21 protein-coding genes are annotated in these 21487 nt (G+C 66.7%); 12 read left to right on the forward strand and 9 right to left on the reverse strand.

Annotated elements, in window-relative coordinates:
- Nucleotides 1-80: 80 nt before the first annotated feature.
- Both G7Y85_RS00200 and G7Y85_RS00205 read left to right on the forward strand, forming a co-directional pair.
- Nucleotides 81-1007, forward strand: coding sequence for an ABC transporter ATP-binding protein (locus tag G7Y85_RS00200; protein ID WP_166250603.1), 927 nt, complete (start codon nt 81-83; stop codon nt 1005-1007).
- Nucleotides 1004-2344 carry a hypothetical protein gene (locus G7Y85_RS00205; RefSeq protein ID WP_166250604.1) on the forward strand — a complete coding sequence of 447 codons (1341 nt, stop codon included), beginning with the start codon at nt 1004-1006 and terminating at the stop codon, nt 2342-2344. The genes G7Y85_RS00200 and G7Y85_RS00205 overlap by 4 nt, the downstream gene beginning before the upstream one ends.
- A 135-nt stretch (nt 2345-2479) precedes the next feature.
- Here the strand turns inward: G7Y85_RS00205 and G7Y85_RS00210 are convergent, their stop codons facing one another.
- The 8 genes from G7Y85_RS00210 to G7Y85_RS00245 all read right to left on the reverse strand — a co-directional run bounded on the left by G7Y85_RS00210 (nt 2480) and on the right by G7Y85_RS00245 (nt 13201).
- Nucleotides 2480-3238 (reverse strand): Crp/Fnr family transcriptional regulator, encoded by a 759-nt coding sequence (locus G7Y85_RS00210; protein ID WP_166250605.1) that lies wholly within the window; start codon nt 3236-3238, stop codon nt 2480-2482.
- 64 nt (nt 3239-3302) lie between these two features.
- The gene (kynA, locus tag G7Y85_RS00215) at nt 3303-4160 is read right to left on the reverse strand and encodes a tryptophan 2,3-dioxygenase (RefSeq protein ID WP_206675447.1); all 858 of its coding nucleotides are present in this window, start codon (nt 4158-4160) and stop codon (nt 3303-3305) included.
- Between the two features lie 6 nt (nt 4161-4166).
- Nucleotides 4167-5540 (reverse strand): FAD-binding oxidoreductase, encoded by a 1374-nt coding sequence (locus G7Y85_RS00220; RefSeq protein ID WP_166250606.1) that lies wholly within the window; start codon nt 5538-5540, stop codon nt 4167-4169.
- 2 nt (nt 5541-5542) lie between these two features.
- Entirely contained in the window at nt 5543-6817 is a 1275-nt protein-coding gene (locus G7Y85_RS00225; protein ID WP_166250607.1) for a dihydrolipoamide acetyltransferase family protein, read from the reverse strand.
- Nucleotides 6814-7821, reverse strand: coding sequence for an alpha-ketoacid dehydrogenase subunit beta (locus G7Y85_RS00230; protein ID WP_166251750.1), 1008 nt, complete (start codon nt 7819-7821; stop codon nt 6814-6816). Before G7Y85_RS00230 ends, G7Y85_RS00225 begins: the two co-directional genes overlap by 4 nt.
- Nucleotides 7822-7831: 10 nt before the next feature.
- Nucleotides 7832-9085, reverse strand: coding sequence for a thiamine pyrophosphate-dependent enzyme (locus G7Y85_RS00235; RefSeq protein ID WP_166250608.1), 1254 nt, complete (start codon nt 9083-9085; stop codon nt 7832-7834).
- 29 nt (nt 9086-9114) lie between these two features.
- Entirely contained in the window at nt 9115-10782 is a 1668-nt protein-coding gene (locus tag G7Y85_RS00240) for an alpha/beta hydrolase-fold protein (RefSeq protein ID WP_166250609.1), read from the reverse strand.
- Complete coding sequence (locus tag G7Y85_RS00245; protein WP_166250610.1) at nt 10772-13201, reverse strand: TonB-dependent receptor; 2430 nt, start codon at nt 13199-13201, stop codon at nt 10772-10774. The genes G7Y85_RS00240 and G7Y85_RS00245 overlap by 11 nt, the downstream gene beginning before the upstream one ends.
- 110 nt (nt 13202-13311) lie before the next feature.
- Between G7Y85_RS00245 and G7Y85_RS00250 the strand changes: the two genes are divergently transcribed.
- The gene (locus tag G7Y85_RS00250) at nt 13312-13950 is read left to right on the forward strand and encodes a TetR/AcrR family transcriptional regulator (RefSeq protein ID WP_166250611.1); all 639 of its coding nucleotides are present in this window, start codon (nt 13312-13314) and stop codon (nt 13948-13950) included.
- Nucleotides 13951-14065: 115 nt separating this feature from the next.
- Here the strand turns inward: G7Y85_RS00250 and G7Y85_RS00255 are convergent, their stop codons facing one another.
- Entirely contained in the window at nt 14066-14683 is a 618-nt protein-coding gene (locus tag G7Y85_RS00255) for an OmpW/AlkL family protein (RefSeq protein WP_166250612.1), read from the reverse strand.
- Here G7Y85_RS00255 and G7Y85_RS00260 point away from each other — a divergent pair.
- From G7Y85_RS00260 to G7Y85_RS00300, 9 genes are all read left to right on the forward strand, one after another.
- Nucleotides 14682-14894, forward strand: coding sequence for a hypothetical protein (locus G7Y85_RS00260; RefSeq protein WP_166250613.1), 213 nt, complete (start codon nt 14682-14684; stop codon nt 14892-14894). The genes G7Y85_RS00255 and G7Y85_RS00260 overlap by 2 nt on opposite strands.
- Nucleotides 14861-16243: an oxygen-independent coproporphyrinogen III oxidase gene (gene hemN, locus G7Y85_RS00265; protein WP_166250614.1), complete on the forward strand. Its 1383-nt coding sequence runs from the start codon at nt 14861-14863 to the stop codon at nt 16241-16243. Before G7Y85_RS00260 ends, hemN begins: the two co-directional genes overlap by 34 nt.
- A 97-nt stretch (nt 16244-16340) precedes the next feature.
- A complete protein-coding gene (gene ccoN / locus G7Y85_RS00270) occupies nt 16341-17780 on the forward strand; it encodes a cytochrome-c oxidase, cbb3-type subunit I (RefSeq protein WP_166250615.1) in 1440 nt (479 codons plus the stop codon).
- On the forward strand, nt 17777-18424 hold the full coding sequence (gene ccoO / locus G7Y85_RS00275; protein WP_166250616.1) for a cytochrome-c oxidase, cbb3-type subunit II: 648 nt from the start codon (nt 17777-17779) through the stop codon (nt 18422-18424). The genes ccoN and ccoO overlap by 4 nt, the downstream gene beginning before the upstream one ends.
- On the forward strand, nt 18421-18606 hold the full coding sequence (locus G7Y85_RS00280) for a cbb3-type cytochrome oxidase subunit 3 (RefSeq protein WP_166250617.1): 186 nt from the start codon (nt 18421-18423) through the stop codon (nt 18604-18606). The genes ccoO and G7Y85_RS00280 overlap by 4 nt, the downstream gene beginning before the upstream one ends.
- Nucleotides 18603-19490, forward strand: a complete 888-nt coding sequence (gene ccoP / locus G7Y85_RS00285) for a cytochrome-c oxidase, cbb3-type subunit III (RefSeq protein ID WP_166250618.1) — start codon at nt 18603-18605, stop codon at nt 19488-19490. The genes G7Y85_RS00280 and ccoP overlap by 4 nt, the downstream gene beginning before the upstream one ends.
- 2 nt (nt 19491-19492) lie before the next feature.
- The gene (locus G7Y85_RS00290; RefSeq protein WP_166250619.1) at nt 19493-19816 is read left to right on the forward strand and encodes a hypothetical protein; all 324 of its coding nucleotides are present in this window, start codon (nt 19493-19495) and stop codon (nt 19814-19816) included.
- Nucleotides 19803-21296: a cytochrome c oxidase accessory protein CcoG gene (gene ccoG / locus G7Y85_RS00295; protein ID WP_166250620.1), complete on the forward strand. Its 1494-nt coding sequence runs from the start codon at nt 19803-19805 to the stop codon at nt 21294-21296. The genes G7Y85_RS00290 and ccoG overlap by 14 nt, the downstream gene beginning before the upstream one ends.
- A 19-nt stretch (nt 21297-21315) precedes the next feature.
- Nucleotides 21316-21480, forward strand: coding sequence for a hypothetical protein (locus G7Y85_RS00300; RefSeq protein WP_166250621.1), 165 nt, complete (start codon nt 21316-21318; stop codon nt 21478-21480).
- Nucleotides 21481-21487 lie beyond the last annotated feature (7 nt).

Below are 21487 nucleotides of genomic sequence, written 5' to 3' on the forward strand. Positions count from 1 at the left end.
GGAGCGGCCGCGCCGAATTCAAGAGCGGCCGCCAGTGGCGGCTGGCGATGCGCCATACTTCGGCCACCACAGGGGGAATCATGATCCGTGCCAGCGAGCTGGTCTACGAATATCCGGGCAAGCGTGCGCTGGACGCCGTCAGTTTCACGCTGGCGGCAGCCTCGATCACCGCGCTGGTCGGCCCGAACGGCGCCGGCAAGACCACGCTGCTGCGTTGCCTGGCCGGCCTCGACGAGCCGTATTCCGGCACCGTCGAGATCGCCGGCATCGATGTCCTGAAACATCCGCGCGACGCGCATCGCCACATCGGCTATCTGCCGGACGACTTCGGGCTCTATGCGGAATTGAGCGTGCGGCGCTGCCTGCTGTACGCCGGCCGCGCGCGCGGGTTGGCCGACGCGACCCTGGACGCACGGGTCGACGAAGTCGCCGCGCAGCTGGAGATCGGCGACAAGCTCGCCGACAAGGCCGGTTCGCTGTCGCGCGGTCAGCGGCAACGTCTGGCGATCGCGCAGTCGATCATTCACCGGCCCAGCGTGCTGCTGCTCGACGAACCGGCATCCGGCCTCGATCCGGAATCGCGTGCGGCCTTGTCCGGCCTGATGCGCAAGCTGCGCGGCGAGGGCATGACGCTGGTCGTGTCCTCGCACATCCTCGCCGAGCTGGAGGAGTACTGCACCGGCATGCTGGTGCTGCAGCAGGCGCGCATCGTCGAACACCGGCTGATCGAACAGGCCGATGCTGCCGCCGTGCGCCAGGTGCGTCTGCGGCTGGCACAACACAGCGAGGCACTGGCCGATGTGCTCGGCGGCCTGCCGCTGTCCGAGCTGCAGATCGACGGCAGTGTCGCGAACTTCGACTACGCCGGCGACGATGCTGCGCTGGCGGGTCTGCTGGCAACCCTGGTCAACGCCGGGCTGCCGGTCTGCGAACTGCAGATCGAACATGCCAGCCTGCAGGATCAGTACCTGCTGGCAGTCGACGTCAATCGTGGAGGCCGCGCATGAACCTGTATCGCAATCCGGAATTCCTGCGTCACGCCTGGCTGGAACTGACCGCGCAGCGCCTGATCGCGATGCCGGCGATCATCGGCCTGATCGCGTTGATCGGCGCGCAGCTCGACGAGCGCGTCGGCGGCCTGCGCATGATCGGCCTGCTGCTGTTCGTGCTGATCACCGTGCTGTGGGGCGCGAAGCTCGCCGGCGATTCGCTGAATCAGGAGCTGGTGCAGGGCACCTGGGATCAGCAGCGCCTGTCCGGCATGGGCGCCTGGCAGATGACGCTCGGCAAGCTGCTCGGCGGGCCGGTGTTCGCCTGGTACGGCGGACTGTTCTGCCTCGCGCTCTACGCGATGACAGCGACACCGAGCTGGGCGACGATCCGCCCGCTGCTCACCGCCCTGAGTGCGGCGTTTGCCTTGCATGCGCTGATGCTGCTGTCGACGCTGGTGGCATGGCGCAAGCAGCCGCGGGCTGCCGTCGCCACGCCGCGTGCGCGCGGCTCGACCCTGCTGCTGGTGTTCATCGTCGCACCGCAGCTGATGAGCCTGATGTTCGGGCGTCACGCTGTCGGCACCGTCCTGTGGTACGGACACACGATCGCGATGGCCGATTTCGTGTTGCTGTGCGCGCTGCTGGCGATGGTCTGGAGCGTCACCGGTCTGTATCGCGCGATGCGTGAGGAGCTGGCGTTCCGCGATCCGCCCAGCGTCTGGGCCGGCTTCCTGCTGTTCCTGTTCGTCTTCAGTGGCGGCTGGTTCTACGGCCGTCCGCTTGCCGACCTGTCGGTGTTCCTGAAGATGGCGCCGTTCACCGCGCACCTCGCGCTGTGCGCGCTGATCGCGATGATCGCGGCCTACGTGATGCTGTTCAGCGAGCGCAAGGACTGGGTGCGTCTGCGCCGGCTCGTCGCCTTGTGGCAGTCCGGTCAGCGTCGCCGCGCCTGGGAGCTGGCGCCCAAATGGCTGGCATCGGCGGTGATTGCCGTGCTCATGTCCGCGGCGTTCGCGCTGGCGGGACTCGTGACCGAGCCCTGGCTCGATGGCATTGCCGGCGCCTGCACGGCAGCGGCGCTGCTCGCGTTCCTGATCCGCGATGGCGCGATCGTGCTCGGCCTCAATTTCACGCGCGATCAGCGTCGTGCCGACGCGGCCGCCGGCCTGTATCTGGCGGTGCTCTATGCGCTCCTGCCCGGCGTGCTGTACGCGTTCGGCCTGCGTCTGCTCGCAACGATGTTCTGGCCGGTGCTGGTCGCGCATCAGCCGTTCTGGCTGATCCCGATCCTGTTGCAGACGGCGGTCGCGCTCGATTTCGTGCTGCGCCGCTGGCGACAGCTGCCGGCCTGAGTGCGCAACGCGGACGCCGGCATCTGGCGGCGCAGCGGTGGAGTGTCGCGCTCGCGAGGCGGGAGATGCGCTGCGTCGGCAGCGGCCAGCGTCAGCCGGCTGACGCAGATCGGCGCCGAGCGCGTCGCGCCGTGCTCAGCGCGCGTTGCCCTGCCAGCCGTAGTGCCATGCGGCGAGATAGCCGTCGAGATCGAAGCCGGTCTTGCAGGCTTCGCCGCGCAGTGCAGCCACGTCGCGCAGATGGATGCCGTCCTTGGTTACTTCGATGATGCCGCGCCGCGTCCACGCCGCGATCACGCCGTTGACACGCTGACGGGTGGCGCCGATGCGCGAACCGATCTCGGACTGGCTTTCGTCGTGGTCGATGCGCACGCCGCCGTCGGCAGCGGGGCGACCGCGCAGGCGTGCCATGCGCAGCAGATAGACGGCGAAGCGCACCTGGGTGTTGTGCAGGCTGAGCAGCTCCAGCCGCGCAAACACGGCAACTGCGCGCGCGGTGAATTCGTCGTAAAGACCCTTGTAGTACTGCGGCCAGCGTTCGGCGAACTCGAGCAGCACCGCGTAGGGCACCGCCACCACGCGCGCCGCCTGCTGGCAGACGCAGTGCAGCAGATAGGTGGACGGCGGACGCGGCGAGTGGTGACTGAACCAGCCGCCGGCGACGACTTCCTCCATGGTGATCTCGTCGCCGCGATGATTGATGAGGTAGATGCGGAACGAGCCACTGATCACGCCGAACACGGCTTCGACCGGGTCACCGGGCGAGAAGATCATCCTGCCCCTGGCGATCTCGCGCACGCTGGCGCGTTCGGCCAGCCACTGCCGCGCCTCGGGCGGCACGTAGGCGAACCACTGCCATCCCTCGATGGTCTTGAGCACGATGTCGTCGGACATAGCGGGCGCGATGCTAGCCCACTTCCCGCGTCGTGGACATCCGGCCCGGCATTCCTGCGCGCCGCTAGAGTTCGGTGCGCAGATCCCAGAGTTCGGGGAACAGGGTGATGTCGGTGACTTTCTTCAGGTAGCCGACACCGGCGGTACCGCCGGTTCCGCGCTTGAAGCCGATGATGCGCTTGACGGTCGTCATGTGGCGGAAGCGCCACTGCTGGAACCAGTCGTCGACATCGACCAGCTTTTCGCCGAGCTGATAGAGATCCCACCAGTGTTCCGGGTCGCGATAGACCTGCAGCCAGGCGGCTCGAACGCTGGCGCTGGCCTGATACGGCTGGCGGAAATCGCGCGTCAGCACCTCGGCATCGATTGCCAGGCTGCGGCGGGCGAGCAGGGCGATCGCCTCGTCGTACAGGCTCGGTGCCGCGAGCGCGGCGTCGAGCGCGGTGCTGCGCACCGCGTCGTGGCGGAACGGCTCGATCATCTCCGCCTGCTTGTTGCCGAGCATGAACTCGATGCGGCGGTTCTGGAACGACTGGAAACCGGACGAGCGACCGAGCGCATCGCGGAAGCCGGAATACTCGGCCGGCGTCATCGTCGACAGCACATCCCAGGACTGGATCATCTGCGCCTGGATGCGACCGACGCGCGCGAGGTTCTTCAAGGCCGGCTGCAGGCGATCCTCGCGCACACCGGCCATCGCCAGTTCGAGTTCGTGCAGGACCAGCTTCATCCACAGCTCGGTGGACTGGTGGATGACGATGAACAGCAACTCGTCGTTCTTGTCGCTGCGCGGCTTTTGCGCGGTGAGCAGGGTGTCGAGCTGCAGGTAGTCGCCGTAGCTCATCGCCCGGCCGAAATCCGTGTAGGCGCCGAGCGCGTTGCGTTCGGCTTGGTCCGCGTCGTCTTTCGGGCCGGTGCTCACGGCAACTCAGAGTACCTTGCCGGGATTGAGGATGTTCTTCGGGTCCATGGTCTTCTTCAGCAATTGCATCAATGCGATTTCGTCGTCGGAGCGCGAGATCGACAGATGAAGGCGTTTCTCGGTGCCGATGCCATGCTCGGCCGAGATCGAGCCGCCGATCGGCTTGAGCGGCGCATAGACGTCCTCGTCCGACTGCGCATGCTGATGTTCACCCTCGCAGCCCGGATTGACGAAGAAGTGCAGGTTGCCGTCGCCGATGTGGCCGATCACATCGCAGCGGCTGTCCGGCCACCGACGCCTGAGGCGCGCCTGGACTTCGCTGACGTACGCCGGCATTTCGCGAATCGGCAGGCTGACGTCGTAGAGGAAGATCGGCTTGCGGCGATACAGCGCCATGAAATCCTCGCGGATTTCCCAGAGTGCCCGCAGCTCGGTGTCGGACTGCGGGATGACCGCGTCGGCGACCAGTCCGTCGGACAGGGCCTGTTCCATCACCGTCATGAACAGTGCGTTGTCGGCGTCGGCGTTCGCGCCTTCGGCTTCCAGCATCACGTAGTACGGATAATGACGATCCATCGGCGCGCGGTGATAGCCGGGTTCGGTGACATCGCGGAAGTAGTCGCCCCACATGACCTCGAACGCGCTGAGCTGGCCACCCAGCGAGCGCTGCAGCAGCTTCAGCAGCTGCGTGACCTCGTCGAAACCGGCGAGCGCGACGAGCGCGCTGTTGCGACTGCTGGTGGCTTCCTCGAGCCGCACGACGACGCGGGTGACGACGCCGAGCGTGCCTTCGCTGCCGATGAACAGCTGCTTGAGGTCGTAGCCGGCGTTGTTCTTCAGCATGTGATTCATCGACGAGATCACCGTGCCGTCGGCCAGTACCGCTTCGAGCCCGAGCACGCGCGAACGCATCATCCCGTAGCGGATCACATTGATGCCGCCGGCATTGGTAGCGACATTGCCGCCGACCGTGCACGAGCCGCGCGCGCCGAGATCGACCGGGAAGATCAGGCCGTGTTCGCGCGCCGCCTCCTGCAGGACCTGCAGCGCGACGCCGGCCTGCACCGTCGCCGTGCGGCCGACCGTGTCGATCTCCTCGATCGCGTTCATCTTCTCGAGCGAGACGATCACGGTGTCCGCATCGCTGGTCGCACCCTGCACGCAGCCGGTCAGTCCGCCCTGCGTGACGATCTTCTGACCCGCGTCATGACAGATCTTCAGCGTCGCCGACAGTTCCGCCGTCGTGCGTGGCCGCACCAGTGCCGCGGCGCGCATCGGCGACGGATCCCAGTAGCTGCTCGCGCGTTCGGACACGCGGCTGGCATCGATGACGATGTCGGCGCCGAGCGCCGCCTGCAGGGTTTCGAAGATGTTCGGCATGGTTACTCGATGAACAGCGTGGCGGGGTGTTCGAGCAGGGCCTTGACGCGCTGGATGAAGGACGCGGCATCGAAGCCGTCGACGATGCGGTGATCGAACGACGACGACAGGTTCATCATCGAGCGCACGACGATCTGGCCGTTCTTCACGACCGGCCGCTCGACGAGCTTGTTGACGCCGACGATCGCGACTTCCGGTGCGTTGATCACCGGCGTCGTGACGATGCCGCCGAGCGCACCGAGGCTGGTGATCGTGATCGTCGAGCCGGACAGTTCGTCGCGCGTCGCCTTGCCGGTGCGCGCGGCTTCGGCGAGACGACGGATCTCGGTGGCGCGCGACCACATGTCGAGCCGCTGCGCGTGCTTCAGCACCGGCACGATCAGGCCGTTCGGCGTCTGCGCGGCGATGCCGACGTGCAGCGCACGATGGCGCGTGACGATGCCGGCTTCGTCGTCGTAGGTCGCGTTGACCTGCGGGAATTCCGGGATCGCCCTGGCCAGTGCCTGGATCAGCAACGGCAGCAGGGTCAGCTTGCCGCGCTCCTTGTGCGTCGCATTCAGGTGCTGGCGCAGCGCTTCGAGTTCGGTGACGTCGACTTCCTCGACGTACGCGAAGTGCGGAATCCGCTGCTTGGAGCGCTGCATCGCCTCGGCGATCTTGCGGCGCAGGCCGATGACCTTGATCTGCTCGATGGCGTCGTCGTCGCCGTGGCTGCGCGCAGCGGGCGCCGGTCGCGTTGCCACGGCGCCGCCGCTGGCGTGGCGTTCGACATCATCGCGGCTGACCCGACCGGACGCGCCGGTCGGTGTGACCATTGCGATATCGACGCCGAGCTCGCGCGCACGCTTGCGCGTCGCCGGCGAGGCGGCGACCGAATCACGCGGCGAGGAACTGGCGGGGCTGTCGCCTTTGCTCGCGACGGCTGCGCTCGTGGTCTGGGTCGGGGCGCCGGTGGCCGCCCCGGTTTCGGCTGCTGCCGGTGCCGCGGGTGCCGCTTCGGCAGCGGCGATTTCGCCGGCCGATGTGTCGGTTTCCAGCGTCACCAGCGCGCCACCGACGGCGATCTTGTCGCCGGCGGCGCCGTGTATGGTCAGCACGCGACCGGCAACCGGCGACGACAGTTCGACGGCTGCCTTGTCGGTCAGCATGTCGACCAGCTGCTGGTCTTCCTCGACCGTGTCACCGACCGCGACATGCCACTGCGCGATTTCGGATTCGGCGATGCCTTCGCCGATGTCCGGCAGCTTGAAGATGTACTGGTTGCTCCGGGTGCTCATGCGGCCTCCATGGCGCTCTTCAGCGCGGCGACGACGCGGGCCGGGCCGGGGAAATACTCCCATTCCAGCGCGTGCGGGTAGGGCGTGTCCCAGCCGGTGACGCGCGTGATCGGCGCTTGCAGATGCCAGAAGCAGTGCTCCTGCACGATCGCCGACAGCTCGGCACCGTAGCCGCCGGTGCGTGTTGCCTCGTGGACGATGACGCAGCGGCCGGTGCGTCTCACCGAGGCCTCGATGGCGTCGATGTCGACCGGCAGCAAGGTGCGCAGATCGATCACTTCGGCGTCGACGCCGGACTCCTCGGCAGCGGCGAGACAGACATGGACCATGGTGCCGTAGCACAGCACCGTGACGTCCTGGCCGGGCCGCACGATCGACGCCTTGCCGAGCTCGATGCGGTAATGACCGTCCGGCACCTCGGCCGAAGGATGGCCGGCCCAGGATTTCAGCGGCCGGTCGTGATGCCCGTCGAACGGACCGTTGTAGAGCCGCTTGGGCTCGAAGAAGATCACCGGATCGTCGTCTTCGATCGCGGCGATCAGCAAGCCCTTGGCGTCGTGGGGATTGCTCGGCATCACGGTCTTCAGGCCGCAGACGTGCGTGAAGATGCCTTCCGGACTCTGGCTGTGCGTCTGGCCACCGAAGATGCCGCCGCCGCAGGGCGAGCGCACGGTCAGCGGTGCCCAGAACTCGCCGGCCGAGCGATGACGCAGGCGGGCGGCTTCGGACACGAGCTGGTCGAAAGCCGGATAGATGTAGTCGGCGAACTGCACCTCGACGACCGGGCGCAGGCCGTAGGCGCCCATGCCGATCGCCGTGCCGAGAATGCCGCCCTCGGCGATCGGCGTGTCGAACACCCGCGTCTTGCCGTATTTCTTCTGCAGGTTCGCGGTGGCGCGGAACACGCCGCCGAAGTAGCCGACGTCCTCGCCGAAGATCACGACCTTGTCGTCGCGCTGCATCATCACATCCATCGCCGAGTTCAGCGCCTGGATCATGTTCATGGTCGGCATGTCAGGCTCCCATCGCGCCGAGCAGCTCGTCGCGCTGGCGCTGCAGATGCACCGGCAGCTCCTTGAACACGTCGTCGAACATCGTTGCCGGATCGGCCTTGGTGCTGCCGAGCGTGCCGATCGCCTCGGCCTCGCGCAGGGCTTTCTTCACTTCCGCGTCGACCTCCGCGACCAGCGCCTTGTGCTGTTCGTCGCTCCATTTGCCGAGCGCGATCAGGTGCTGCTTGAGGCGTGCGATCGGATCGCCGAGCGGCCAGTGCTCGGCCTCGTCGCCGGGCCGGTAGGCGGACGGATCGTCGCTGGTCGAATGTGCGGCGGCGCGATACGTGTATAACTCGATCAGCGTCGGGCCGTGATTGTGGCGGGCACGTTCGGCCGCCCACTGCGTGGCCGCGTAAACGGCGAGAAAGTCATTGCCGTCGACGCGCAGACCGGGAATGCCGTAGCCGATCGCACGGGCCGCGAAAGTCGCGCATTCGCCGCCGGCGATGCCCTGGAAACTGGAGATCGCCCACTGGTTGTTGACGACATTGAGGATGACCGGCGCGCGGTAGACGGCGGCAAAGGTCAGCGCGTGATGGAAGTCGGCCTCGGCGGTCGTGCCGTCGCCGATCCAGCTTGCGGCGATGCGCGTGTCCCCCTGGATCGCCGAGGCCATCGCCCAGCCGACCGCCTGCGGATACTGCGTACCGAGATTGCCGGAGATCGAGAAGAAGTTCTTGTCACGCACCGAGTACATCACCGGCAGCTGCCGGCCCTTGAGGCGGTCCGCGGAATTGCTGAACAGCTGGCACATCATGTCGAGGATCGACCAGTCGCGGGCGATCAGCAGGCCCTGCTGGCGATAGCTCGGAAACAGCATGTCGTCCGGGTCCAGCGCCATCGCCTGCGCGACCGACACGGCTTCTTCGCCGGTCGATTTCACGTAGAAGCTGGTCTTGCCCTGACGCTGGGCGCGTTGCATGCGCTCGTCGAACGCGCGCGTCAGTGCCATCGCGCGCAGGCCCTTGAGCAGCACGTCGACTTTCAGCGCGGGCGTCCATTCGCCGACCGCCTTGCCGCTGTCGTCGAGCACGCGGATCAGGCCGTAGGGAAACTCGCGCAGCGAGGCTTCCGGCGCGTCCGTCGCCGGACGCGGCATCGCGCCGGGCGTGGCGATCTGCAGGCCGTCGAAATTGCCGGCGTCACCCGGCCGGTGCTTGGGCTCCGGGACATGCAGCTGCAGGCGCTGGGGGGCTTTCGCCTTCTTGCTCATCTGTTCTTTCTCCGTCCAGTTGGCGGCACTCACGATACCGGCTTGTGGATGACAAAGAATGAGGAAAGTGCCTGAGTGACGGCGCGGGGGAAAATGCTGCTATGGGTCTCGCCGTCGAAGCAGCGATAGCGCACCGCGAGGCCGGACTGCCTGCGGACTTGTTCGGCGAAGGCGCCGGTCAGCGGAATGCCGGCGATGCCGTTGAACAGGTTGCGCATTTCCGCTTCGCCAACGGCCAGAAACACGTTCGCACCGGATTCGACGATCGCCTTGTCGGCGAACGACCGGCGCATCAGCCAGTTGCCGCAGATGCCGACACCCGGACTGATGCCGGCGTAGTGATGGAACAGGTCCGGACGCTGCGACAGCACGTAGCCGACAAAGGTGCCACCAGCCGAATGGCCGAGCAGGCCGAGACGCGACTTGTCGATCGGCAGGGCATCGGCAAGCTGCGGGAGCAGCTCGTTGCCGATGAAGTCCAGCAGCTTCGGTGCCTGGCCAAGACGCCGGCGCGCATCCTCGCCACGCATCGCGAACAGCGAGCGGAAGATGCGGCCGAGATCATCGTCGAACGCGTAGCCGTCGGCCGGCGGCGAGAATTCCTCGAAGCGGCGATAGCCGAAGCTGACCGGTCCCTCGGCGCGCGGCGCGCCGAGGCCGACGACGATGAGCTCCTCGATGATGCCGGCCTTCGCCATGCGCGCCGCCGTTTCGGCGACAGTGGCGAACTCGATGTTGGCGTCGAGCACGAGCAGCGTCGGATAGCGGCGCGCCGGGTCCTGGCCAGCGGAGGCGGGCAGGCAGGTGAAGACCTCGTAGTCCCGCCCGACCGCGGCGGCGTGCACCAGAAACCGGTTGTTGGCCGGCGACTTGCCGGGCCTGGGCAGCAGACGCCTGGCGACCGGCGAGACCAGTCGCAGCAGGGGCGGCATGTAGGGCTTGCGCAGCGATTCGACCTTGCGACCGTAGGCGATGCCGCTCTCCAGCAGCGTCTGCAGGCCGTGGCTCAGCGCCGCGACCTTGATGTCCGCGTGCGGTTCGTCGTCGAGCGCGCGCCGCAGGATCTGCAGCGAGTCGTTCGCCAGCGGTTGCAGCGCAGCTTCGATCGCCTGCAATGGCGCCGCTTCGGCAGCGCCGGGGCCGGACACCAGCACGAGGCGTCGGCGCTGCGGGGTCGAGGAAGCACCGACCTGCGCGATGGGTTCGAGCGCGGCGGGGTTGGCGGCGATCGCGTGATGCCAGCCGTCCTTGCCTGCGAGCACGCTGCGCAGGGCGTGCGCGCCGGCCAGGCCTGCGCCGGACAGCAGGGTCTGCGTCGTGTCGATGCGGTAGCGCTGCGTGCATTCGGCGAGCAGAGACGCCATCAGCTTGGCGGCCGCGCCATCCGGCGCTGCGAAATCCTCCGGCGAGCCGTCGATGCCGGCGACGATGCATTCCCGGATTTCCTGGGTTTCCGCCATCAGGCGGCTCATTTCGACGGCCGAACCGAAGCAGTCGCCGGCGTCGAGCACCAGCAGCAGCGGATAGCGCGTCCTGGCCGCTTTTCTGGTCTTGTACGAAAAGGGCAGGGCGATGCGCGCCTCGCGCGTGAGCCCGCCGCTTGCCGGGCCGAGCGTGAAGCGCTCGATGTCGTCGAGGCGGCCGCTGCCGACCTCGCGCAGTCCAAGCACGCCGGACAGTGGCGTTCTAGAAGTCATAGCTGAGCCGAATGCCATAGGTCCTCGGAGTGATGATGGTGTACTGCGGCGTCGGCGCCGAGATGTTGATGATCGAATGCTTGTTGGCGAGATTGTTGCCGTACAGCTGCACCTGCCAGTTTTCGCCACCGATCGCGGCGCTCGCCTTGATGGAATCGTAGCTGGCGATCGGAAAGCCGTCGGTGCCGCCGGATTGCAGCGTCATCAGCTGATCGCCGATGTACGAATAGCCTGCGGACAGGGTCGCCAGCAACGACGAGAACACCGGCCAGTCGTAGCTGCCGGTCGCGCTCCAGGTATAGCGCGGCGTGCTCGGCACGCGTGAGCCTTTGGGCGTCTCGCTGTTGGCGGCGGGCTTGGTGATGTTGCCGTCACTGTAGCCACCGTTGAGCGACAGCAGCATGCCGGTGAACGGCGCCCAGGTGATCGATGCTTCGGTGCCGAGCACGACCGCGTCACCGGCATTGTCCAGATGCGCGAACTGGGTCGAGACGGCGCCGAGCCTGGCGGTGCCGACGACCGTCGCCTGCAGATTCTGCCAGTCGATGCGATAGGCCGAGAGATTCGTGATCAGGTGGCCGTGGAACCAGCTGAGCTTGGCGCCGATTTCCTCGTTCCAGACGTAGTCCGGCTTGACGACCGGCGGACCGCTGTCGAGCGCCGAGTACACGTTCGGCGTACCGGAGCGAAAGCCGCGGCTGAGGGTCGCGTACAGCATGTGATCGTCGGTGATGTGCCAGGACAGCGATAGCTTCGGCAGCGCGCCGCTGGTCTTCACCGACTGCGAGAAGTACTTCGTCACCGCGCCGGTTTGCGGATCGACATTGCTCGGGTCGGTCGCGAGCAGATAGGCCTCGATGCCATAGAACTGCGTATCGATGAAGAACGAAACATCTTCGCTGAACAGACGCAGGCCGCCGGTCAGTTCCAGCGACGGCAGGATCTCGTAGTTGAGTTCGCCGTAGGCCGCGATCTGCTTGAACTTCTCGTCGCCGTGTCCGTTTTCCTGCTGGCCCTGGACCGGATTGAAGGGGCCGAGCAGGGCTTCGAGTATGCCGGTCGGATCGTCCGGTATGGCGTTCTCGTATTTCTGCTCGTCAAAGCTCTGGCTGCGGTTGCGATAGAACAATCCGGCGATCCAGTCGAGGCGCTCGTCGCCGTTGGAGACCAGGCGCAGTTCCTGCGAGAACGACTGCAGGCCGGTCACGACATGCGTCGGCGAATTGCTGAAGATCGGCGGCGCCGTGATGCCGAGCGGATTCACCTGGGTCTGCACCAGACCCTGCAGTACCGGCACGCGGCGCTGCGAGTCGCGATCGGTGTTGTATACCGCGCTGACCGACGTGAGTTGCGCGAACGGCAGGCTCCAGCGTGCGGTCAGGGCGTTGATCGTGAACCTGGTCTTTGCGTACTGATCCTCGGGGCCGCTGTTGGTCAGCTCGTTCTCGGCCCCGGCGTCGACCACCGGAAACTGCTTGCGGTCGTCGTTGTCGTACAGGAAGGTGTATTCGAGCAGCATGCTGTCCCAGGCTTGCCAGTCGACGATGGCCCGCGCGGACTGATGGTTGTCGGCATCGGCGTCCTTGCGGTCGAGCGTGGTGTAGTCGACGAAGCCGCCGTTGTGCCGCAGATTGCCGACCACGCGCGCCGCGAGGCGATCCTGGACGATCGGCACGTTGACGGCGATGCGTTCGTCATTGCTGGGCGCGCCGTCGCTGGTGTTGGAAAGCGAGGCCTGCGTGCGCACGATCCACTGGCTCATGTCCGGCGCGTTGGTCACCATCTTCAGCGAGCCGCCCATCGAACCCTCGCCGTACAGGGTGCCCTGCGGCCCCTTCAGGACCTCGATGCGCTGCAGATCGAAGATGTCGAGGTCGGGAAACACGCCCGAGCCCTGGATGCCGACGTCGTTGAGATAGACGCCCGTGGTCGGCGAGCCGTCGCCGTAGCCGAGGTCCGACGAGTTGACGTTGGAGATGCCGCGCATCGAAATCTTCTGCGAACCGTTGCCCGACGACTGCAGCGACACGTTCGGCACGTCCAGCAAGTAATCCTTGAGGCCGGCGGCACCTTTCTTGTCGAGGTCCGCGCCGCTGAACACCTGCGTGCTGCCGACCACGTCCTGGTTGCTTTGCTCGCGATACGAGGCGGTGACGACGATTTCGGCGATCGGCTGCGATTCCGGCGGCGGCACCGCGACCGGCGGCGGCGCCGTGTTGCCGACCGGGATGACCGGCAACGGGCTCGCAGCGGCGGGGTCGGTATCTGCGTTGGTGGCGGACGAGCTGTCGGCTGCGTCCGATGCCGCGCTCGATGTTTCGTCCGCCGAGGCCGGATCCTGCTGTGCCCGGGCGATCGGACAAAACGTTGCCGCGACCATCGCCGCGCCGATCAATTGCGCGCTCCTGCCTGCCTTCATCATGCTCCTCCGCCTGCCATTCACTATTCATGGCGTTTAGTAATACATTCTGTTTAGAAATATATGGTACATTCACGACTCGTGCAAGTCGGAAAAAGGCGCAGTGAGCGATGGCCAAGGCGAGCCCCGCAAAGAAGGTGAGGCTGTCACGCGCAGAACAGAATGCACAGCGTTCCGAGGAGTTGCTGGCCGCGGCGTGGACCATGTTCTGCCAGAAGGGTTACGAGGCCGTCACGATCGACGACGTGGCTGCACAGGCTGGCTATTCGCGAATGCCGATCTATTCGCTGTTCGGCGACAAGCAGACGCTGTTCTTCGAACTCTGGCAGGTGTCGCTGCGACGACTGGCCGACCAGCTGCTCGCGGAAATGAACCTCAAGGGTCCGCTGCGCCGCAACCTCAAGCGCCTGGCCGAAATGATCGCGGACGGCCGGAATACCGAGCCGGATGGCGCGGGAGAGAGCCTGTTCTTCGTGGTGCAGACGATCGCACTCAGCCGGCCGGACCTCGAGGTGCGGCTGCAGGCGCTCGCGCGCGACGTGGTCACGCGCTTCACCGAGATGATCCGCAGCTCCACGCTCGCCGACGGCGAAGTGCTGCGCAGCGATGCGGGCACGATCGCGGCGCACCTGATCGCCCACATCAATGGTCTGTCAACGGTCCAGTTCCAGACCGGCCACGGCTATGCACGCAGCCGTGAGCTGATTCCGATTTTCAACGCCATCGCGTTCAAGTCGGCGGACGAGTAGACACCGCACCGACGGCGGGTCGGGCCGCTGTGCTCCCGCCGCCGTCATCGCGCCGCCTCTCGACCGTTGACGACGGCCGGCGCGGCATGATGGCGGCGGCGTTCCGCCCTTGCGTTCAGAAGCGGTAACCGATGCTCAGGCCGTAGCCCATCGGATCGATCTTGACGGTCCCGATCGACGTGCCGTCCAGCCGTGCCTTGGTGTCGATCTTGAAGTAGCGCAGATCGGCGACCACGCTCCAGGCCTTGTTCAGATCCAGCGCCAGGCCGCCGACCGCCGCCACACCGACCGAGTCCTTCAGCGACAGCTTGCTGCCGTCCAGTGCGCCGTGCGTCTTCTCGTCGAAGAACATCGTGTAGTTGACGCCGGCACCGACGAAGGGATGCCAGCTTTCGCTGACCGCGGGATACCAGACCAGCGACAAGGTCGGCGGCAGATGGCGCGTGCTGGCGACCTTGTCGCCGCCGTTCACGAGTTCGATGTCGTGCCGGTAAGGCACCGCGAGCAGCAGGTCGACGGCGAGGCTGGGGGTCGCGAAGTATTCGACGCTGCCGGTGACGCCGAAGGCGCCGTCGACCTTGACGACATCGTGATTGTGGTGCTTCGGATCGATGTAGTGCGAACCACCGCGGACGATCCAGTCACCGCTGTCATACGCCGGTGCCAGCCCCGCGTGGCCCAGACCGACGGCGGCAGCGAACGCCCAAGAAATTCCCTTGTTGATCTTGTTCATGAAGATGCTCCTGGCGGCACATGCCGCGGCCGGCACCTTGGCGCTGCGCGATGCCAACGGCATTGATGGCGGTCATTGCATCGCCGGACGTCGCGCCGTCGCCGGCGTCGCCATGATTCAGGTCAAGGGACTGGCGCGCATCGGGTCCGACAATGTGGTCACTGCCGGAGAACCCGCATGCCGACTGTCATCGATTCCGACGCCGATCTGATCCGCCGCTACGGCGGTTCGGTGCCGCGCTATACCTCGTATCCCACGGCGCTGCAGTTCACCGAAAGTTTCGGCCCGGAACAACTGCGTGAGGCGCTGGCGCGCCGCCGCGCCGACGCGCCGCCGTCCCTGTATCTGCATGTGCCGTTCTGCCGCAGTCCCTGCTTCTACTGCGCCTGCACGCGCGTGATCTCGCGTCGGCCCGAAATCGGCGAGCGCTATGTCCAGCGTCTGCTGGCCGAGATCGCCTCGTGGGCGGCGCTGTGGCGGGGCGCGCAGCGTGGCGTCCGGCAGCTGCATTTCGGCGGCGGTACGCCGACCGCGCTCGACGACCGGCAGCTCGCCGAACTGATGACCGCCCTCGACCAGCATTTCGGCCTGATCGACGACGCCGATCGCGAGTACTCGATCGAGATCGATCCGCGCACCGTCGATGCCGAGCGGCTGCGGGTGCTTGCCGGGATCGGCTTCAATCGCGTCAGCTTCGGCGTCCAGGACCTTGATCCTCGTGTACAGGAAGCGATCAACCGCGAGCAGGCGCCGACGCTGACGGTGGCCGCGGTCGACGGTGCGCGGCGCGCCGGGTTTCGTTCGGTGGCGGTCGATCTCATTTACGGGCTGCCGCGCCAGACCGTCACGAGCTTCGCCACCACCGTGCGGCGGATCGCCGAGCTGCGCCCCGATCGCGTCGCGGTCTATGCCTATGCGCACATGCCGGCGCAGTTCGCGGCGCAGCGCCAGATCGTCGCCGGCGAGCTGCCGGATGCGGCCACGCGTCTGCAGTTGCTGCAGATCGCGGTCGAGGCATTCGTTGCGGCCGGCTATGAGCGTATCGGCATGGATCACTTCGCGCTGGCCGGCGACGATCTGGCGCGCGCGCAGGCGGCCGGCACCCTGCAACGCAACTTCCAGGGCTATTCGACGCATGCCGGCAGCGACCTGATCGGCATCGGCATGAGCGCGATCAGCCGCATCGGCGACTGCTACGTGCAGAACGCCAAGACCCTGCAGTCCTACGCCGCGCGCATCGACGCCGGTTCGCTGCCGGTGCAGCGCGGCCTGCACCTGGATGCCGACGATCTGCTGCGGCGGGCGGTGATCGAGACGGTCATGTGCGGCACGCAGGTCGATTGCGCCCGCATCGGTCGCGAGCACGGCATCGATTTCTGGCCTTACTTCGCCGATTGCAAACCGGCGCTGCAGGCGCTGGCGGAAGACGGCCTGATCGAACTGGCCGGCGACCGCATTCGCATCACGTCGCGCGGTCGGCCGCTGGTCCGCAACATCGCGCGCGTCTTCGACCGCTACGCCGTCGATGCGGCGACACCGCGCCATTCGGCGGCGATCTGAGGCGCGGCTCGCGCCGATATTGATGCCGGTCAATGCCGGCCGCAGGGCGGAACGGGACACTGCCATCACCCGAACGAACAGGGCAGGGGACCGTCCAATGAGTACCGAAGCTGTTGCCGCGCCGCACTACCACGACAAGGTCGTGCGCCAATTCACCGTGATGACCGTGGTCTGGGGCCTGGTCGGCATGAGCGTCGGCGCCTATATCGCCGCCGAGCTGCTGTGGCCGCTGCTCAACTTCGACATTCCGTATCTCACCTACAGCCGCCTGCGGCCACTGCACACCAATGCGGTGATCTTCGCGTTCGGCGGTTCGGGGTTGATCGCGACCTCGTACTGGGTCGTGCAGCGCACCTGCCGCGCGCCGCTGTTTCTGCCGAAGCTGGCCGCGTTCACGTTCTGGGGCTGGCAGACGGTCATCGTGCTGGCGGCGATCACGCTGCCGATGGGCATCACCCAGGGCAAGGAATACGCCGAACTCGAATGGCCGATCGACATCCTGATCGCGATCGTCTGGGTCGCCTATGCGATCGTCTTCTTCGGCACCATCGCCAGGCGCACGGTCAGCCACATCTATGTCGCCAACTGGTTCTACGGCGCGTTCATCATCGCCGTGGCGCTGCTGCACATCGTCAACAGCGCGGCGATTCCGATCTCGCTGACCAAGTCGTACTCGGCCTACGGCGGCGCCGTCGATGCGATGGTCGAGTGGTGGTACGGACACAACGCCGTCGGCTTTTTCCTCACCGCCGGCTTCCTCGGCATGATGTATTACTTCGTGCCCAAGCAGGCCGGCCGGCCGATCTACTCGTATCGGCTGTCGGTCGTGCACTTCTGGGCGCTGATCAGCATCTACATGTGGGCCGGCCCGCATCACCTGCAGTACACGGCGCTGCCGGACTGGGTGCAGTCGCTCGGCATGGTGTTCTCGCTGATCCTGTTCGCGCCGAGCTGGGGCGGCATGATCAACGGCATCATGACCCTGTCGGGTGCCTGGCATAAGCTGCGCGACGACCCGATCCTCAAGTTCCTGATCGTCTCGCTGAGCTTCTACGGCATGTCGACCTTCGAAGGTCCGATGATGTCGATCAAGACGGTCAACGCGCTCAGCCACTACACCGACTGGACCATCGGCCACGTGCATTCCGGCGCGCTCGGCTGGGTGGCGATGATCACCTTCGGTTCGATCTATGCGCTGGTGCCGAAGCTGTGGAACAAGCCGGCGATGTACAGCGTGCCGGCGATCAATCTGCACTTCTGGCTGGCCACCATCGGCACCGTGCTCTACATCGTCGCGATGTGGATCGCCGGCGTCATGCAGGGACTGATGTGGCGCGCCGCCGAAGCCGACGGCTCGCTGACCTACAGCTTCATCGAAAGCCTGAAAGCGACCTATCCCTTCTACGCGATGCGCCTCGGCGGCGGCCTGATTTTCCTGTCGGGCATGGTGATCATGGCCTGGAACACCTGGAAAACCATCATGCCGTCGGCGCACGACGCCCAGGCTGCGGTCGGCACGGCGGAGGCCCACGCATGAACCACGAACGAATCGAGAAGAGCGTCGGCTGGCTGGCCGTGCTCACCGCGCTGGCGATCAGCTTCGGCGGTTTCGTCGAGATCGTGCCGCTGATGGTGCAGCAGTCGAAGACGCAGCCGGCGCCGGGCATGAAACCGCGCTCGCCGCTGGAAGTCGCCGGCCGTGACGTCTATCTGCGCGAGGGCTGCTACAACTGCCATTCGCAGATGGTGCGCTCGCTGGCCGAGGAAGTGCTGCGCTACGGGCCGGCCGGGCAGGCGTCGGAATCGGTCTGGGATCATCCGTTCCAGTGGGGCAGCAAGCGCACCGGCCCCGACCTGTCGCGGGTCGGCGGTCGCTACTCGGACGACTGGCATCGCATCCATCTGCTGAATCCGCGCGATGTCGTGCCGGAGTCGAACATGCCCGGCTATCCGTGGCTGGCCGAAGAGTCGCTCAAGGGCGAGGACGTGCAGGCCGAGATGCGCGCGCTGTCGCGGGTCGGCGTGCCGTACAGCAAAGCCGACATCGCCGCCGCGCCCGAAGCCGTGCTCGGCAAGACCAAGCTCGACGCACTGATCGCATTCCTGCAGTCGCTGCGTGCGCCGCCGGCGGCGCCGCAAGCGGCGGCCGCAACCACGAGCGCTACCGGAGAAGGATCATGATCAGCGGTCTCGTCACCGCGACCCTGCTGCTGGCGTTCGTCGCCATGGCGGTCTGGGCCTGGTCGCCGCGCAGTCGCGTGCGCTTCGCCGAGGCGGCGCGCCTGCCGCTCGAGGATGACGTGCCGCCCGTTGGCGAAGCGCATGACGGCGGGTCTGCGGCGCGCGCCGGAGATCGGCCATGAGCAACTTCTGGCACTGGGTGGTCGTCGCCATCGTCGTCGGCTCGTTCATCGGCACCATGTGGCTGCTGTTCGCCAATGCGCGCGGCAAGGCCGGCGAGGGCGATACCGGACACGTCTGGGACGATGATCTGCGCGAGTACAACAATCCGCTGCCGCGCTGGTGGCTCAACGTGTTCGTCGCCACCACCGTGTTCGGCGCGCTCTATCTGACGTTCTATCCGGGCCTCGGCAATTTCGCCGGCAGGCTCGGCTGGACCGAACAGAAGCAGCTGCATGAACGACTCGACGCGCTGAAGGCGCAGCGTGACCGGCAGCTCGCGAAATTCCATGATCGCGATGTCGCGTCGCTGGCCACCGATCCGGCGGCGCGCACGCTCGGCCGCAATGTCTTCCTCAACAATTGCGCCGGCTGCCACGGCGCGGATGCCCACGGCGCGCTCGGCTTTCCGAACCTGAGCGACAAGGACTGGCTGTACGGCGGCACGCCGGAGGCGATCGTCGCGTCGGTGACGCATGGCCGCAACGGCCAGATGCCGGCATTCAACGGTGCGATCGACGCGCCGACCTTCGACGCGCTGGTGCGCTACGTTCAGCACTGGAATGATCCCAAGCTCGATGCATCGGTGCGCGAGCAGGCGCAGAAGCAGTTCGCGATCACCTGCGCCGCCTGCCACGGCCCGGACGGGCACGGCAATCAGGTGATCGGCGCGCCGAATCTCACCGACACGATCTGGTTGCACGGCGGCACGCGTGAACGCATACGCGAAACCATCCTGTTCGGTCGCCGCAGCGCGATGCCGGCCCACGAGAAGATTCTCAGCCCGGACGAGATCAAGCTGGTGTCGGCCTACGTCTACAGTCTGTCGCAGCAGCCGGGCGAGTAGCGATGCGCGAGCCCTGGGATCTCGATCTGGAAGCGGGCAGCGACATCGACGCGCATGCGATCGTCGGCGCCACGCAGCGCCGCGCGCTCGGCAGTCGTCGCCGCTGGCGCCAGTTCGGCGCCGTGCTCTGGGCCTCGTTCCTGGGCGCGACGATCGCGCTGCTGTTCGTCGTGCTGCTGCCGGCCGAGGGCTGGTTGCCGCTCGATACCGCGACGCGCGCCGCCCTGGCGTTCGCGGTGCTCTGGCTGCTGGCGTTCATCCCGGCGCTGATCGCCGCGGTGCTCGCGGTGCCGCCGACCGCGGAGGCAGACGATGCCGCACGGTGATCGCAAGCCGGTGACCGAGCAGCCGATCCTGATGTATCAGTCGGCCGGCAAGGTCTATCCGCGCGACGCGCACGGCCGCTACGCGCGCCTGCGGCGGATCGCGATGATCGCGCTGCTCGGCCTGTTCTACCTGATTCCATGGCTGCGCATCGGCGGCGCGCCGCTGGTGCTGTTCGATCTGCCGGCGCGGCGCTTCCACGTGTTCGGCCTGACGCTGGTGCCGCAGGATCTCTACCTGCTGTCGGCGCTGTTGCTGGCTGCCGCGCTGACGCTGTTCTTCTTCACCACCGTGGCCGGCCGCCTGTGGTGCGGCTACGCCTGCCCGCAGACCGTCTGGACCGAAGCCTTCCTGTGGATGGAGCGCCGGTTCGAGGGCGACCGGCATCTGCGCCTGAAACTCGACCGCGGCCCCTGGAACGGCAACAAGATCCTGCGCAAGGGCGGCAAGCACCTGGCCTGGATCGCGTTCGCGTTCGCCACCGGCCTGAGCTTCGTCGGCTACTTCGTGCCGGTACGCGAGCTGGTCGGCGAGCTGCTGCACGGCACGCTCGCCGGCTGGTCGCTGTTCTGGGTGCTGTTCTACGGTTTCGCGACCTGGGGCAACGCCGGCTTCATGCGCGAGCAGGTCTGCAAGTACATGTGTCCCTACGCGCGCTTCCAGAGCGCGATGTTCGATCGCGACACGCTGATCATCGCCTACGACGAAAAGCGCGGCGAACCGCGCAAGAGCCTGTACCGGAAACTGCTGCAGCAGCGCGCGCCGAGTGCCGCCGCCCTGCTGGCCGGCGAACGTCGCGAAGACGACGACGGCGCCGCGACGCTCAAGGCCGGCGATTGCGTCGATTGCTCGCTGTGCGTGCAGGTCTGCCCGGTCGGCATCGACATCCGCAAGGGTCTGCAATACGAATGCATTGCCTGCGCCGCCTGCATCGACGCCTGCAACGAAGTCATGGATCAGGTCGGCAAGCCGCACGGCCTGATCCGCTACAGCAGTGCGCGTCACGACGCCGGCGGTCGCTTCCGGGTATTGCGGCCGCGCGCCGTCGGCTACGGCGCCGTCTGGCTGCTGGTACTCGCCGCGACCGCCTGGCTGATCGTCGCGCGCAGTCCCTTCGATCTCGATGTGGTGCGCGATCGCAAGCAGCTGTATCGCGAGCTCGACGATGGCCGCATCGAAAATGTCTACGCGCTGAAGTTGTCCAACAAGCAGACGCAGCAGCGTCACTACAGGATCGCCGCCGCGTTCACCGACGGCAGCGCGGTCACGGTCGAGCCGGACGCGCTGGACGCCGGCCCGGGCGAACACGTGTCGCTGACGGTGGCGGCCAGCGCGCAGGGCCAGCATCCAAGCGTGGCGCGGCTGCGCTTCGTGGTGACCGCCGACGACGGCTCGCACACGACACAGAGCCGCATCGCCACTTTTCTGTCCGACGGCCGTGCGCACGGTGACGAAACGCGCGACACCGACGACGACCACTGATATCACCGGGAGCAAAACCATGAACACGACCCCTCGACGCTCGAGCTTCGGCATCGAGATCCTGTTGCTGATCGTGTTGCCCGCGGCCGTGCTGATCGCCGGCGCGTTCACCGCGACGCTGGCCTTCCGCGGCGGCTTCACGCCGCTGCCGGAACCGGCCGGCTTCGTCGTGCAGGCGCACTGAGCACAAC

Source organism: Solimonas terrae, assembly GCF_011067135.1.
GTDB classification, from domain to species: Bacteria; Pseudomonadota; Gammaproteobacteria; order Nevskiales; family Nevskiaceae; genus Solimonas; species Solimonas terrae.

What these genes read in the sequence shown, in the direction of transcription:
- G7Y85_RS00200 (WP_166250603.1), top strand. Translation starts at nt 81, where the DNA reads ATGATCCGTGCCAGCGAGCTGGTCTACGAATATCCGGGCAAGCGTGCG.
- G7Y85_RS00205 (WP_166250604.1), top strand. Translation starts at nt 1,004, where the DNA reads ATGAACCTGTATCGCAATCCGGAATTCCTGCGTCACGCCTGGCTGGAA.
- G7Y85_RS00210 (WP_166250605.1), bottom strand. Translation starts at nt 3,238, where the DNA reads ATGTCCGACGACATCGTGCTCAAGACCATCGAGGGATGGCAGTGGTTC.
- G7Y85_RS00220 (WP_166250606.1), bottom strand. Translation starts at nt 5,540, where the DNA reads ATGCCGAACATCTTCGAAACCCTGCAGGCGGCGCTCGGCGCCGACATC.
- G7Y85_RS00225 (WP_166250607.1), bottom strand. Translation starts at nt 6,817, where the DNA reads ATGAGCACCCGGAGCAACCAGTACATCTTCAAGCTGCCGGACATCGGC.
- G7Y85_RS00230 (WP_166251750.1), bottom strand. Translation starts at nt 7,821, where the DNA reads ATGAACATGATCCAGGCGCTGAACTCGGCGATGGATGTGATGATGCAG.
- G7Y85_RS00235 (WP_166250608.1), bottom strand. Translation starts at nt 9,085, where the DNA reads ATGAGCAAGAAGGCGAAAGCCCCCCAGCGCCTGCAGCTGCATGTCCCG.
- G7Y85_RS00240 (WP_166250609.1), bottom strand. Translation starts at nt 10,782, where the DNA reads ATGACTTCTAGAACGCCACTGTCCGGCGTGCTTGGACTGCGCGAGGTC.
- G7Y85_RS00245 (WP_166250610.1), bottom strand. Translation starts at nt 13,201, where the DNA reads ATGAAGGCAGGCAGGAGCGCGCAATTGATCGGCGCGGCGATGGTCGCG.
- G7Y85_RS00250 (WP_166250611.1), top strand. Translation starts at nt 13,312, where the DNA reads ATGGCCAAGGCGAGCCCCGCAAAGAAGGTGAGGCTGTCACGCGCAGAA.
- G7Y85_RS00260 (WP_166250613.1), top strand. Translation starts at nt 14,682, where the DNA reads ATGAAGATGCTCCTGGCGGCACATGCCGCGGCCGGCACCTTGGCGCTG.
- G7Y85_RS00255 (WP_166250612.1), bottom strand. Translation starts at nt 14,683, where the DNA reads ATGAACAAGATCAACAAGGGAATTTCTTGGGCGTTCGCTGCCGCCGTC.
- hemN (WP_166250614.1), top strand. Translation starts at nt 14,861, where the DNA reads ATGCCGACTGTCATCGATTCCGACGCCGATCTGATCCGCCGCTACGGC.
- ccoN (WP_166250615.1), top strand. Translation starts at nt 16,341, where the DNA reads ATGAGTACCGAAGCTGTTGCCGCGCCGCACTACCACGACAAGGTCGTG.
- ccoO (WP_166250616.1), top strand. Translation starts at nt 17,777, where the DNA reads ATGAACCACGAACGAATCGAGAAGAGCGTCGGCTGGCTGGCCGTGCTC.
- G7Y85_RS00280 (WP_166250617.1), top strand. Translation starts at nt 18,421, where the DNA reads ATGATCAGCGGTCTCGTCACCGCGACCCTGCTGCTGGCGTTCGTCGCC.
- ccoP (WP_166250618.1), top strand. Translation starts at nt 18,603, where the DNA reads ATGAGCAACTTCTGGCACTGGGTGGTCGTCGCCATCGTCGTCGGCTCG.
- G7Y85_RS00290 (WP_166250619.1), top strand. Translation starts at nt 19,493, where the DNA reads ATGCGCGAGCCCTGGGATCTCGATCTGGAAGCGGGCAGCGACATCGAC.
- ccoG (WP_166250620.1), top strand. Translation starts at nt 19,803, where the DNA reads ATGCCGCACGGTGATCGCAAGCCGGTGACCGAGCAGCCGATCCTGATG.
- G7Y85_RS00300 (WP_166250621.1), top strand. Translation starts at nt 21,316, where the DNA reads ATGAACACGACCCCTCGACGCTCGAGCTTCGGCATCGAGATCCTGTTG.